This window comes from Staphylococcus sp. HMSC034C12 (assembly GCF_001835895.1).
Lineage (GTDB): Bacteria > Bacillota > Bacilli > Staphylococcales > Staphylococcaceae > Staphylococcus > Staphylococcus hominis.
This window is the reverse complement of the sequence record NZ_KV826337.1, coordinates 13,906-28,342: the sequence shown is the minus strand read 5'-3', so window position 1 is coordinate 28,342 and position 14,437 is coordinate 13,906. Positions and strand designations below refer to the sequence as shown.

11 protein-coding genes and 1 pseudogene are annotated in these 14,437 nt (G+C 33.1%); 5 read left to right on the top strand and 7 right to left on the bottom strand.

Annotated features, from left to right (window positions below; translation table 11 throughout):
* Window positions 1-264 precede the first annotated feature (264 nt).
* Window positions 265-1,908, top strand: a complete 1,644-nt coding sequence (locus HMPREF2629_RS08080; RefSeq protein WP_049413714.1) for an APC family permease — start codon at window positions 265-267, stop codon at window positions 1,906-1,908.
* 101 nt (window positions 1,909-2,009) lie between these two features.
* Window positions 2,010-3,359 (top strand): carboxylesterase family protein, encoded by a 1,350-nt coding sequence (locus HMPREF2629_RS08075; RefSeq protein ID WP_049413713.1) that lies wholly within the window; start codon window positions 2,010-2,012, stop codon window positions 3,357-3,359.
* A gap of 48 nt (window positions 3,360-3,407) precedes the next feature.
* Here HMPREF2629_RS08075 and HMPREF2629_RS08070 read toward each other — a convergent pair whose 3' ends face one another.
* The 5 genes from HMPREF2629_RS08070 to lnsB all read right to left on the bottom strand — a co-directional run bounded on the left by HMPREF2629_RS08070 (window position 3,408) and on the right by lnsB (window position 7,890).
* Window positions 3,408-4,583, bottom strand: coding sequence for an MFS transporter (locus HMPREF2629_RS08070; RefSeq protein ID WP_070813272.1), 1,176 nt, complete (start codon window positions 4,581-4,583; stop codon window positions 3,408-3,410).
* A 131-nt stretch (window positions 4,584-4,714) separates the two neighbouring features.
* Window positions 4,715-5,491: an ABC transporter permease gene (gene fetB / locus HMPREF2629_RS08065; protein WP_019835004.1), complete on the bottom strand. Its 777-nt coding sequence runs from the start codon at window positions 5,489-5,491 to the stop codon at window positions 4,715-4,717.
* On the bottom strand, window positions 5,484-6,146 hold the full coding sequence (locus HMPREF2629_RS08060; RefSeq protein ID WP_019835003.1) for an ABC transporter ATP-binding protein: 663 nt from the start codon (window positions 6,144-6,146) through the stop codon (window positions 5,484-5,486). Before HMPREF2629_RS08060 ends, fetB begins: the two co-directional genes overlap by 8 nt.
* Before the next feature lie 129 nt (window positions 6,147-6,275).
* Window positions 6,276-7,085, bottom strand: a complete 810-nt coding sequence (locus HMPREF2629_RS08055) for a CPBP family intramembrane glutamic endopeptidase (RefSeq protein WP_049434362.1) — start codon at window positions 7,083-7,085, stop codon at window positions 6,276-6,278.
* A gap of 22 nt (window positions 7,086-7,107) precedes the next feature.
* A complete protein-coding gene (gene lnsB, locus HMPREF2629_RS08050) occupies window positions 7,108-7,890 on the bottom strand; it encodes a CPBP family lipoprotein N-acylation protein LnsB (RefSeq protein ID WP_049434364.1) in 783 nt (260 codons plus the stop codon).
* A 183-nt stretch (window positions 7,891-8,073) separates the two neighbouring features.
* Between lnsB and HMPREF2629_RS08045 the strand changes: the two genes are divergently transcribed.
* Complete coding sequence (locus HMPREF2629_RS08045; RefSeq protein ID WP_049434366.1) at window positions 8,074-9,654, top strand: FMN-binding glutamate synthase family protein; 1,581 nt, start codon at window positions 8,074-8,076, stop codon at window positions 9,652-9,654.
* A 53-nt stretch (window positions 9,655-9,707) separates the two neighbouring features.
* On the opposite strand, the gene HMPREF2629_RS08040 is transcribed toward HMPREF2629_RS08045, so the two are convergent.
* Window positions 9,708-10,166, bottom strand: a complete 459-nt coding sequence (locus HMPREF2629_RS08040; protein WP_064617396.1) for a DUF1307 domain-containing protein — start codon at window positions 10,164-10,166, stop codon at window positions 9,708-9,710.
* Window positions 10,167-10,330: 164 nt separating this feature from the next.
* On the opposite strand from HMPREF2629_RS08040, the gene HMPREF2629_RS08035 reads away from it, so the two are divergent.
* Window positions 10,331-11,407 (top strand): M42 family metallopeptidase, encoded by a 1,077-nt coding sequence (locus tag HMPREF2629_RS08035; protein WP_049379304.1) that lies wholly within the window; start codon window positions 10,331-10,333, stop codon window positions 11,405-11,407.
* Between the two features lie 387 nt (window positions 11,408-11,794).
* Here the strand turns inward: HMPREF2629_RS08035 and HMPREF2629_RS08030 are convergent.
* A pseudogene (locus HMPREF2629_RS08030) lies at window positions 11,795-12,614 on the bottom strand (SDR family oxidoreductase).
* Window positions 12,615-12,829: 215 nt separating this feature from the next.
* Between HMPREF2629_RS08030 and ppx the strand changes: the two are divergent.
* Window positions 12,830-14,371 carry an exopolyphosphatase gene (gene ppx, locus HMPREF2629_RS08025; RefSeq protein ID WP_070813271.1) on the top strand — a complete coding sequence of 514 codons (1,542 nt, stop codon included), beginning with the start codon at window positions 12,830-12,832 and terminating at the stop codon, window positions 14,369-14,371.
* Window positions 14,372-14,437: the final 66 nt, after the last annotated feature.

Below are 14,437 nucleotides of genomic sequence, written 5' to 3'. Positions count from 1 at the left end.
ACAGGGTTTTTTGTATTATTTCAAATCATACGATTCTATGCCTATCATCTCTATTTTTATTTATCATTTATTCCCTTTCTACATCGGTTTCACTACATACTTTTTCATAACATTATCATCATTATATTATAGAAAAAATTTAATAAACTCCTTTTAATAATATTTTGAAATCTCTTAAATATTTAGTTTGACTAATTAAATGATAAGCGTATAATTATATCGTGTTTTTTTTATAAAAAATAAAATAAATTAAAAGGAGTATTTATGGGAAAGAATAAAAACGATAATAAAATTAGCTTGACGCAACTCGTGTTACTCGGTTTAGGTTCGTTAATTGGTTCTGGTTGGCTCTTTGGAGCTTGGGAAGCATCTTCAGTTGCTGGACCAGCAGCCATTATCTCATGGGTCATAGGCTTCATAGTTATTGGAACGATTTCTTATAACTATATTGAAATAGGAACAATGTTTCCACAATCTGGTGGCATGAGTAACTATGCTCAATATACACATGGTTCATTACTTGGCTTCATTGCTGCATGGGCAAATTGGGTCTCACTCGTAACGATTATTCCAATTGAAGCAGTATCTGCAGTCCAATATATCAGCTCTTGGCCTTGGGACTGGGCTAAGCCAACTCAGGCATTGATGCATAATGGTTCTATAAGTACAGTTGGTTTATTTGTTGTTTACATTATCATCATTGTCTTTTCATTATTAAATTATTGGTCTGTAAAATTATTAACCTCATTTACAAGTTTAATTTCTGTATTTAAATTAGGGGTGCCACTCCTAACAATTATTATGTTAACGATCTCAGGGTTTGATTCAGGAAACTATGGTCATTCCTTGAATACATTTATGCCATATGGTAGTGCTCCTATCTTTGCAGCAACAACAACATCAGGTATTATCTTCTCATTTAATGCATTCCAAACGATCATTAATATGGGCTCAGAAATTAAAAATCCTGAGAAAAACATTGCACGTGGTATCGGCATTTCACTAATATTAAGTGCAATTTTATATATTATCTTACAAAGTACATTTATCACTTCAATGCCACAATCAATGATTCATTCACATGGTTGGCACGGTATTAACTTTAATTCACCATTTGCAGACATGGCAATTTTATTAAGTATTAATTGGTTAGCCATTTTACTTTATATTGAAGCCGTAGTATCTCCATTTGGTACTGGTGTATCATTTGTAGCCATTACTGGTCGCGTATTAAGCGCTATGGAAAAAAATGGTCATATTCCTAAATTCTTAGGAAAAATTAATTCAAAATATAATATTCCACGTGTTGCGATTGCATTTAATGCTGTCATGAGTATGATCATGGTAACGTTATTCCGCGATTGGGGGGTACTTGCAGCTGTTATTTCAACTGCAACATTAGTAGCCTATCTTACAGGCCCTACTACCGTTATTGCGTTACGTAAAATGGGGCCTAAATTGCATCGTCCCTTCCGTGGTAAATTATTAAAAATCATGGCACCTTTATCATTCGTATTAGCATCATTGGCCATTTATTGGGCAATGTGGCCTACTACAGCAGAAGTTATTTTAATTATTATTTTAGGGTTACCAATTTACTTCTTCTATGAATATAAAATGAATTGGAAAAATACTAAAAAACAAATTGGCGGTAGCTTATGGATTATTGTCTATCTTATTTTATTAGCTGCTATGTCATTTGTAGGTAGTAAGGAATTTAAAGGTATGAACTGGATTCACTACCCATATGACTTTATTGCTATTATTGTGTTGTCACTCATTTTTTATAAAATTGGTTCTTCAAGTCACTTCAATAGTATTTACTTCAAACGTGCTAAGAAAATCAATAAAAAAATGAAAGACGGCTCACCAGAAGAAGCTGAAGCAGCTGCTAAAGGTAACGAATAATCATTCAAACGTCTGAAACAAGTTAGAGAATAGTCTCAACTTGTTTCAGACGTTTTTTTTAATGTTATATTAGACATAAGATAAGTATGGAGATGATACTATTGACTTTAATTAAAACACATGGCGGAGATATTAAAGGCTATACTAAAAAGAAAATTAATTACTTTCTCGGGATTCCTTATGCTGATAAACCTATCAATGAACATCGATTTAAACACTCGAAATGCTTAAAAACTTGGGATAAGACCATTGAGGCAACATCGTTTAAATCTATACCACCACAACCATACAACAAACTCGAAACCTTCTTCTCATCACATGCTCAATTATTTAACCAAAGTGAAGACTGCTTATATTTAAATATTTGGTGTCAAAACAATCAATATAACAATAAGCCTGTCATTATCTATTTTTATGGTGGTGGCTTTGTGAACGGACATGGTTCTCAGGAACTTTATACACCTGAACATATTGTTGCTCGACATGATGTCATTGTAATTACGTTTAATTATCGTTTAGGTGCTTTAGGGTTTTTAGACTGGTCTTACTTCAATAGCGATTATAATAAAAACAATGGTTTGTCTGATCAAATTAATGCACTCAAATGGGTACATACGTTTATTAAATATTTCGGTGGAGATTCAAACAATATAACATTAATGGGACAGTCTGCTGGTAGTATGAGTATTATGGCATTAATGCAACGACCAGAATTAGACAAATACTATCATCAAGTGATGTTATTAAGCGGAACGCTACGTCTTGATTCTCATTTATTAGGACAAAAGAAAGCAGCCCATTTTGCCTATCTGAAAGATGCCTATTGTCCTAAAAAAAGTATTACTCACTTAACAACTTTAGATATATTATCATTAATGGCTTATGATGAAGCATCACGTGGGAAATCAAAAGGTCTTGAATTGATTTATGCACCTATTCAAGAGTCAAACATGTCTCGTCCTCTTTCTCAATTTACTAAACCAGTTGTTATAGGTACTACGAAAGAGGAAGGCAATATCTATATTCGTAATGAATCTAGAAAACTATCATCTGAACGCTTTGTAGAAGTTATGAAATTAAATGATATACACCTTCACATTTCTCAAGTTCAAACTGGTAAAGACCAAGCCCTTATGGTGACAACTCATTATTTTGAAACACCTGCGATTTCATTTTTAAATCAACTTGAAAACAATCGCCATTGTTGGAAATTACGTTTTGACTGGTGCCTTTCTAATGTATCACCGTTTCAATCTGCTTATCATATTTTAGATTTAGTGTTTTGGTTTGGAAAATTAGAGATTTTAAAAGCGCATGGTGTGAACTCATTAGAACATGAACGTCATCTCAGTAAACATATGATAGATGATTTAATCTATTTTGCAACATACCACACTATGCCGTGGTCATCTTATTCTCCTCAAACACCTTATTGTTATATATATAAATAAAAAGAAGCGGAACGATGAATTCAAAATGAATTCTGTTCCACTTCCTACTTAATTTTTTATATAAGACATATTTTTTAAACTTATGACAATAATAAGACCCATAGTTCCAACTATTGCGCTCACAATCGTGACTGCTTGAACAGAGATATTTGAAACAACGAGTCCTCCAATAATGCCTCCAAATCCTATTCCCGCATTCAGACTCGACATATTCCAACTCATCACTTGACTCGTATCACCTTCAACATGTTCAATTATACCACTTTGAATTGCTGGATTGGTACTCCACTGTACAATATTCCATATAAACAATCCAATTAATAATAAGGTAACAGTATGCAAAATAAGATTCATCATCAACATCATAACTATAAAAATAGAAAAGGCAATGATTAGCCAACGTTTACTACTAAGTTTATCTGCTAATATGCCACCTAACGACGTACCAATCACTCCTGCAATCCCATTCACTAATAACGCCAATGATACAAATCCCATTTGATGACCATGATTCAAAATAAGAGGATTAATATAAACAAATGTCACAGAATTGGCTACTAAAATTAAAAAAGTAATCGCTAAATATTTGACTACCTCTGCTGGTCTTAAAATTTTAGATGTATTTGGCTGTTTATTTGAAGTTGAACCCCATTGACGTTGAACTTGATTTAATTCTGATGTTGATGGTAAATATACCATCATCAGTACACCAGCTATCACACTCACAATAATAATAAATAAGAACGTAAATCTCCAACCTATTGCATCCCCAATCATCGTACCGATTGGGACGCCAAATACATTAGCCCCACTAAATCCAGTATAAACGACACCAATCATTTTCCCTCTATTTTTAGGTATCGTTAACATCGCTGTTAAAGCTAAGACTTTAACGATAATGAGTGAAGCGGCTGCTGAAGATAAGATACGTCCAATCACTAAAATAGTAAAGTTAGGCGCCATCGCAATCATTGCATTTCCAATGATAAATGCAACGAGTGTCCATAATAAGACCGGTCGTACTGCAAAGCGATTCGTAAGCTTAACAAGTATGGGTCCACAAATAGCGAAGGTTAATGCATATAAAGTCACAAGCTGACCAATAATCGCTTCAGAGACACCGAGGTCTTCACTCATTAAATTCATAATTCCTGCAACCATCATCTCAACCATACCGACGATAAACACACTAATAATGAAGGTTGCCACTCGCATGACAGACATGCATAGGACTCCTTTCTTTCTATATTTTGGCATAAAAAAACAGTTACGCAATGGTAACCTTTATCATTCGTAACTGTTTCATTATATAATAATTTCTTAAACTTTTGTGCGAAAAAATATGTCATTGAGATTTAGTTATTGTCTTTTATATTAGTTGTACGTGCTACGAGTTGATGACGTGCATTAAAGAATTGACCATAACTTAAATACGTTGCAATCAATGCAGACATAATCGTTGCAGTAGTATGAATAAACACAACAAGTAATTGGAATTTGATGGCTTGTAATGGTGCCATACCTCCAATAATTAATCCTGTCATCATACCCGGAATAGACACTAACCCATATGTTTTTACAGAATCAATTGTTGGAACAATCGCTAAACGAATACTTTCACGAATCGCCCCTTTAGACGCAAGCTTTGGCGTTGCTGCTAATGTTAACTTAGATTCAATATCGTCTACATCTCGAACGAACGCACGATCTAAATTTTGATATGCCAAATTAATGGCAATTAAACCATTATTTGCAAGCATACCGCCGATAGGAATGACATCATTTGCTTTAAAATCGATGGCACCAGCAAGCACTGCACATGCTAATGGAATTGCTGTTGATATAAATATAGAAACAAAAGAAATCCAAAACACATGATGCATAACAGGCGATGCACGATTAATGGTATTCCAAGAAGCGTTAATAATAATGACTAATACTGCAATCAATAATATCCATACTTGATCAATTTTAAAAATATATTCTAATATCAATCCTAAAATTAATAATTGAACCACCGCTCTAATCGAAGCGACGACTAAATCTTTGATAATATGTAAGCCTTCTTTATATGAAATAATAATAGGAATTAATAATAATAATGCTGTTAAACAAAGCGCTGTATTACTCATTATGATTTAACACCTCCTCATTTGTAATCTGACCATCTTTAATAGTAATCCTTCTTTGAAAGTTTCTCATACTTTGATCATTACTATGGGTAATCCATAATATAGCGACGCCTTCATCTGCTAATTTAAAGATAATATCTTCAATTTTTTCTTTATTTTGCGTATCAAGTGCACTCGTTGATTCATCTAGGAGTAATATCTCTGGTTGATACATTAACTGGCGTGCAATAGCAATACGTTGACGTTCTCCCCCAGACATATGTTCTATTTTAGAATCTAGACTATAATTTGATAAGCCGACTTTATTAAGTAAATCATTCGCTTTATCTTCATCAAATTGATCATAATGCGTTAATGCTGGGAAAGCCATATTGTCGCCTACTGTCGTTCCAAATAATTCACTTTGTTGCATCATGTAACTAATTTTAGAACGTAATTCTTCAGGACGATACTCATCATATGGTTTTCCTTTAAATAATAATTCTCCTTCAGTCGGACTAATTAAATTGTTGAGTTGCTTTAAGAATGTACTTTTTCCGCTTCCAGAAGGACCAACTACTGCAACGGTTTCACCTTGATCTAATTTAAAATTAATATTATTGAGTATCGTTCGTTGATCTGCTTTATAGGTCAGATGTTTTACTTCTAATAACACAAGCGTTTCCTCCTTATCTTTACTCTTTAATGGGATGACATATTCTTTTTTATCATAACAAAAAAAGAGGCAAAGTAATGAAATTCAATGTTACTATTTTTTGAATTTCAATGACTCTACCTCTTACTCTTAACCCCAAATGATACTCATAATAATCGCTATAAAAGAAACAAAATTATTTATCATATGAAGGGTAATCGTCATCGCTAAATTTCGACCACTTAAGTGATATGCCACAACAAATCCTGTAGCCATAATTAAATAAGGGCCAACTTCAAATGGTGATGATGCACTTGTCATATGTAATCCTGCAAACCCGAGCACTGACACGACATACATCACACCATACGTTAATTTTTTACCTAACTCATGAATTAACAAATGTCTAAATAATAATTCTTCTACAACAGGTGTAATAATCACAATATCTAAAAATAAAACAGGCCAAAGCCAATTGATTTCAAACATTTTAATAATCATTTTGTTATTTTCTGTATCATCAAACTGATATTGTTTCGGTAAAAATTCCATTAAATAACCATATGCGCCTTGCAACACATAAAGGGCCACCATCACAATGATAATGAGTGGAATATGTTTTTTTAAAGCTTTGAAACGTGAGATGGCAATAGGAATAATGGTTTTGCGATGCATTAAATAAAAGACTACTAATACAAGACATTGACCAATTAACGTAAAGACTTGCGCATATCCTAAATAATATTTTGTAAACTTACTTTCCGATATATGACCTCCTGTGATGCCTGAAATTATTCCCATCACAATAAATGTAAGAATCAACGGAAAAACAATATTCATGACTAAATATGTAGGTATGAGCCAAAAATCACGTTTAACAATACGTTTTGAATCAAATTCATTTCTTATCGGTCGCTGCTCTGAGGTTTGGTAGTATGTATCATTATGTTCCGAAGTCATATAACTCTCCTATTCTTTCTATTTAAACAAGCTTATCAATCATTGTAATAATAAATATGATGAGTTGTACAGTACTATGATAAAGATAGGAAGCTGCTAAATTTTTCCCACTTTTCATATATACAATCACTGCACCTATTGAAATAATCATGTAAGGGATGGCTTCCAATATTGAAATTAAATCATATACTTGGACAATAGTTTCTATTAACACACTAACAATCATCATTACTAAAAGATTAAATTTTTTACCTAATTCATGAATCAATAGATGACGAAATAGTAACTCATCAATTAAGGGGCGTAATAATACTACTGAAATAAAAGTGAATATCAGTGCACTTGGATGAATAAACAATCCTTCTAAACGACGTTGTGCTTGTGTATCTACATAGCCAAAAGGATGCGGTAATATGTGTGCCAATGCATTAAAACCATAATATAACATCACACTAACGATTACGGTGATTATAATCAATTTCAAATACTGATGAATCGCAATACGATATTGTCGTCGTACAACACTCGCAATATAAAACTTATGTAATGTGAAAAATAATCCTAACACAATAAATTGAGCAATCACAAAACTTAAACTTAGCATCACATTATATAAATAAGATGGCGGTGGTTGTTGGGTAACCATAGCCGTCACACCTAATACACCAAAAACAATAATAATAGGCGTTAAAATTTGGAAAAAGATAAACAAAGGAATGAGTAGAAAATCTTTTTTTATTATTTCAGGATTACCCCATCGATTTTTTGATACCACTTGTGTGATCACATCTTTTTCTTTTTTCATATATCACCTCAACGATCTACGTATATAGTACTTTATCATTTAAAAACATTATTGTCATAAGAGATCCTAACTTTTTCATTATTTGATATTTAAAGATAAATATTAAATCTATTTATTTTTATTTGTAAATACAATTTTTTGATGTAAGATTTACAATATAAAGGGGATGAAGGGGGGATGGGCATGACAACATTACTTACTGTCATGCAATTTATAGTTAATATTCTTATTATTATGGTGTTACTGTCTATATTAATGGTTGGGTTATATCTTTTATTCAAAGATAAAAGACAAGAACAACATAGTGTGTTACGTAACTTTCCTGTATTAGGCAGAATACGTTACTTTTCAGAGAAAATAGGACCAGAATTACGTCAATATTTATTTGCAAATGATACCGAAGGAAAACCATTTTCAAGAAATCAATATACTGATATCGTTTTAGCAGGTAAATATCATTCAAGAATGACTAGTTTTGGTACAGAAAAAAACTATGAAGAAGGTTTTTATATTCGAAACACTATGTTTCCATTACAAAAGTCAGAACTTCAAATTGATAACCATTCAATGATTTCAACATTTATTTATTCAATCGATAATGAACGATTGTTTAAACGTGAAGAGCATCGTGAGAACAAAAACATTGATCCTTATTATTTATCAGATGATCATGCAGTTATTATAGGCGAAGAATTAGCACACCCCTTTAAAGTCAAACGTTTAGTAGGTCAATCTGGTATGAGTTATGGCTCATTAGGTGGTCGTGCGATTACTGCATTATCTCAAGGACTTGCACGTGCTGGCTCATGGATGAATACAGGAGAAGGCGGATTATCTGAATATCATCTTAAAGGTGGCTGCGATATTATTTATCAAATTGGACCAGGTTTATTCGGCGTGAGAGATAAAGACGGTGGTTTTAGTGAAGAAGCTTTCTTAAATGTGGCAAACCATAAAGAAGTTAAAGCATTTGAAATTAAGCTTGCACAAGGTGCTAAGACACGTGGTGGTCATATGGAGGGCAATAAAGTTACAGAAGAAATTGCTAAAATTCGTAATATCGAACCCTATAAGACAATCAATTCACCTAACCGCTTCGATTTCATTAATAATCCGAAAGAGTTATTAGAATTTGTAGCTAAGTTGCAAAAACTCGGTCAGAAACCTGTGGGATTTAAAATTGTGGTAAGCAGAGTTGATGAAATTGAGGCCCTTGTTCAAGAAATGATTAACCTAGATATTTATCCAAACTTTATTACTGTTGATGGTGGTGAAGGTGGAACAGGGGCAACTTTCCAAGAATTACAAGATGGTGTTGGCCTCCCACTTTTTACTGCCCTTCCAATCGTTACTGGTGTTTTAGAACGTTATGATGCACGCAAATATATGAAGATATTCGCATCTGGAAAACTTATTACACCAGATAAAATAGCCATTGCACTTGGACTTGGTGCTGATTTATGTAATATTGCAAGAGGTATGATGATCAGCATTGGTTGCATTATGAGCCAACAATGTCATTTAAATACTTGCCCAGTTGGCGTCGCAACAACGGATCCTAAAAAAGAAAAGGCTTTAATTGTTGAAGAAAAGCAATATCGTGTCACAAACTATGTGACGAGTTTACATGAGGGATTATTTAATGTTGCAGCTGCAGTAGGTGTTAAAAGTCCAAATGAAATTACAGGAGATCATATTGTGATTAAAAGAAAAAATGGACATATTGAAGATATCGCAAGTTATAAATTAAAACTTATTCAATAGTCAACAAAAAAGTGAGAGAATCCATCTAAGCCAATGGTTGTCTCACTTTTATATTATTCTTCATTCATATTGCTTTTTTTCTGGAATCCAATTTTTTTAAGTTCTTTGACCGTACCATCCATTGTCACTTTTTTATAGTTTTTAGAATAATGTGCTAATGCAAAGTAACGACTAACATCTTTTAAGTTTGCTTTGTTATAATCAATATCTATGTTTTCAACTATTTTTTGATGCTTACTACTTAGCGTATATGTTACACCCTTTTCCCCTTTTAATGGACGATAGTCTTTAAAAGATTTTTCACCTTCTTGTTTAGACATTCCCAGATCATCATATTTTAAAGTACTGACAGTTGATTGTTTAATCACTTTATTTTTTTTATAAGTTAATGTTGTAAGAACATGCTTACCATCAATATCACCTTCGTATGTTTTTGAACGTGATTGACTACAAGCCCCTAATATACAAACACTTAACACTGACAACACAAATAATGTTAAGACTTTTTTCATTATGCTCATCTACTTCCCCATATTTAATTTTAAACAAATTATATCACTTACCAACTATGAATGGGATACATTTAATTTGCATAGATATGATAAACTATTGTTCATAAAATTCATTTTATCCATGCTACAATACACTTAACAACGTTTTTAGGAGGACTCAATGTATGAAAGAATCTATCGAATTGCTCAAAACATTAACAGATGTTAATGGTATCGCTGGTTATGAATACCAAGTTAAAGAAAAAATGCGAGACTATTTAACACCTATTAGTGATGAGATTATCGAAGATGGTTTGGGTGGTATCTTCGGTAAAAAGGAAAGTAAAACGGGATCTAAATCATTAATGTTAGCTGGTCATTTAGATGAAATTGGATTCATCGTCACTAAAATTGACAATAATGGGTTTATTAAATTCCAACCTATTGGCGGTTGGTGGAGCCAAGTGATGTTATCTCAAAAAGTAACCATCACGACTGACGATGGTAAAGAAATACGAGGTATTATTGGTTCTAAACCTCCACATGTACTTGAACCAGAAGCACGCAAAAAGTCTATCGATATCAAAGACATGTTTATTGATATTGGTATTAGAAGTAAAGCAGATGCTGAACAATACGGTATTGAAATTGGAAATATGATTACACCTTATAGTGAGTTTGAACAACTTGCAAATGGTAAATATTTAACTGCCAAAGCATTTGATAATCGATACGGTTGTGCACTTGCTATTGACGTACTTAACAATCTTAAAGATGAATCGATCGGTATTAATTTATATGCAGGTGGCACTGTACAAGAAGAAGTTGGTTTACGTGGCGCTAAAGTCGCAGCAAATAAAATCAACCCCGATTTAGCTATCGCAGTCGACGTTGCGGTCGCATACGATACACCTGGAATGGCACAATATGGTAGTGATACAGCCATTGGTGACGGCCCAGTAATTATTTTAATGGATGCTTCAAATGTGGCACATCAAGGCTTACGTCAACATATTAAAGAAGTGGCAAAAAAACATTATATTACGGTTCAATGGGATACTACACCACGCGGTGGTACAGATGCTGGTAGTATCCATGTTGCTAACGATGGTATTCCAACAATTGCTATTGGTGTGGCATTACGCTATATGCACTCAAATGTATCTGTTCTTCATACCGATGATTATGAAAATTCAGTACGATTAATCACTGAAATTGTACGTTCTTTAAATGATCAAACGTATAATCAAATCAAATGGTAATTTGAATATTGAAATGTTACATCTACTTATGTTAACATTATATTAACGAGTATTAACGTCATAACGATACGAACCCCTAGTCTATTGCCCTAGACTAGGGGTTCTTTGTGTATTGGATTATCTGCCGTCTTTTTTATTCTTATATTGTTCAAACCAATAATCAAACAATATATTGAGCCACCTATTTAATATAGGTGCAATAACGAGTACAAATATTAACGTCATAACTTCACCTCCTTTAAACGTACTACCGTCTAAAGGAAAGACGACAACAACATTATAACATTTTTATAAAATAGAATAATTTATCTAAATACATAAAAAGCGAGAGACAGCCTCATACTGAAGCCATCTCTCACACTTAAACGCTAATATATCCACTATGATTTATTCTACAGAATGTTTCCATTTATCTTCACTTAACATTTCACCAGGCCAAGTGTATGCCATCACACCACCATCAATACGAATCGTTTCACCTGTAATAAATGAACTATCATCTGATGCTAGGAAAGCAACCAATTTACCTACTTCTTCAGGTTGTCCTAAACGACCAAGTGGAGTGACCCATTTCTGATTATCGCGGAATGTTTTACCCGCTTCATCTTCAGATGTACCAGCTAAATGATCTACAAGCGGTGTTTCAATGGTACCTGGTGCAATCGCGTTCGCACGAATATTTTCACGGCCATATTCAATCGCAATCGATTTAGTGAAATTAATGACGCCACCTTTAGCGGCATTATAACCAGAACGATACAAGTCTGCTGCTTGTCCTGAGAATGAAGCTGTATTAATGATTGAACCTCCATTATCGAACATTAATGGTAATAAGAATTTCGTTACTAAGAATGTACCTCTCATATCGACAGACATAATTTTATCAAATACTTCAACTGGATATTCATGAATACGTCCTGCCCCATTATCTACACCTGCATTGTTGAAGATAATGTCAATGTGACCATAGTCTTGTTTAACTTTCTCAGCAAAATCTTTCACTTGTTGATCTTGAGAGATATCAACTTTATAAGCTGTCGCTTTACCGCCCTCTTGATTAATGTCATCTACAGTTTTTTTCTAATTCATCTGAAATATCAAGTGCTAAGACATGTGCTCCTTCTTGCGCTAACACTTTTGCCGATGCTTGTCCAATACCTGTACTTGCACCTGTGATGACTGCAATTTTATTTTCTAAACGTCTCATCTTGTCACACTCCTAGTGAACTTGTTTTCTAATACAACCTTATTCTTCCACTAAATAGTTCAGATTAAACGTGATACTAAAAATGAAATCGTTTTACAATTGAATTCTTTTCTATATCCAAAGAAATGTAAATATGATTCGTATCTTTTTCTATTAATAAAATTCATGTAAAATAAAACTATAATAGGAAGTATTGAAAGACTTAGGAGGCCATGATGGAAGAACGTATAGGATTAATAGATATTGGCTCGAATACGATTAGATTAGTTATCTTTAAATTTAGCAAAGAGGCAGGATTAAATGAATTGCTCAACATTAAAACGCCTGCTCGCTTGAGTCAATATTTGACAAAAGAAAATAAAATGAGTCAAGAAGGTATTAAAGTGCTCATTGAAGCATTACGCAGTTTTAAATCTGTATCTGAAAAATTTGAAGTAAAAGAATTGCATCCTATCGCAACAGCAGCGATTCGTCAATCTGAGAACAAGGATGACATTGTTAAAAAAGTGAAAGATGAACTTGATATTGAAATTTCAATTATTCCTGAAAAAGACGAAGCATATTATGGTTACTATGCTATTACTCATACTACGGAAATTGAAAATGGTGTATCTGTAGACATCGGTGGTGGTTCAACTGAAGTTACTTTATTTAAGGATAAAGAATTATTTGAATCACATAGTTTTCCTTTCGGTGTAGTAACGTTAAAACGTAAATTCTTTGATGGCAAAGACCACAATGATAAAGGCGCGATCAAAGATATGGAGAAATTCTTATCTCAACAATTTAGTACATTAGATTGGCTTAAAGATCAAGACGTTGCATTAGTCGGTGTCGGTGGTTCTGCACGTAACGTAGCACGTATCCATCAATCTGAACACACTTATCCTATAAGTGGCGTACACAATTATACAATGTCAGATAAAGATATTGATGAAGTGTACGATATTATACGTAAAAGTTCACGTGATGAGTTAAATAACCTAGATGGATTAAGTCGCGATCGTGCAGATATTATTCTTCCAGCGGTGTCAGTATTTAAGACACTTTATAAAAAAATAGATGCGAAGCAATTCACATTTTCAAGAAATGGTTTACGTGAAGGCTATATTATTAAACAAATTCGCTCACGCTATCCAGATGTATTTGACAAAAATAATGTGCGTAAAGAATCGATTTATTTCTTAGCACATGACTATCACATCGAAGAACGTAGCTCACAAGGTCGTCTAAAATTAGCGCAATCTTTATTAAAACAATTAATGGATTTAGGTGATTTAAAGATTAATGACACAGAGCAACGTCTCTTTGAAGAAGCGACCTATATTTATTATTTAGGTAGATTTATTGATTCAGATTCAAGTTCTCCACATACGTATTATATTATTGCGAACTCAATGATTAATGGTTATACACATAAAGATCGCGTTAAACTCGCCCTTTTAGCAAGTTTTAAAAATAAATCTTTACTTAAGTTCTATTGTAAAGAAACAGATTGGTTCAGTAATAAGGAAATTGAAACCATTCAAGCATTAGGTGGCATTATTAAATTTGTGAATGCTTTAAATATTTCACAAACTAGCTTTGTTGAAGACGTGACTTTAAAAGAAACGAAAAAAGGCAATGACGATTATGAACTGACCGTACATTATACTGAAGGCGAACCGATTGCTGAGAAATATCAAGCATTAAGACAGAAAAAGCATATCGAAAAGATTCTTAAAGGATCAGTATCCATTGTCTTTACAAAATCTTAAAATTTGTATGTTATATTATAGGTAGATAGTTCTGTCATAGACTATATATGTTTACAAATAGAAAGA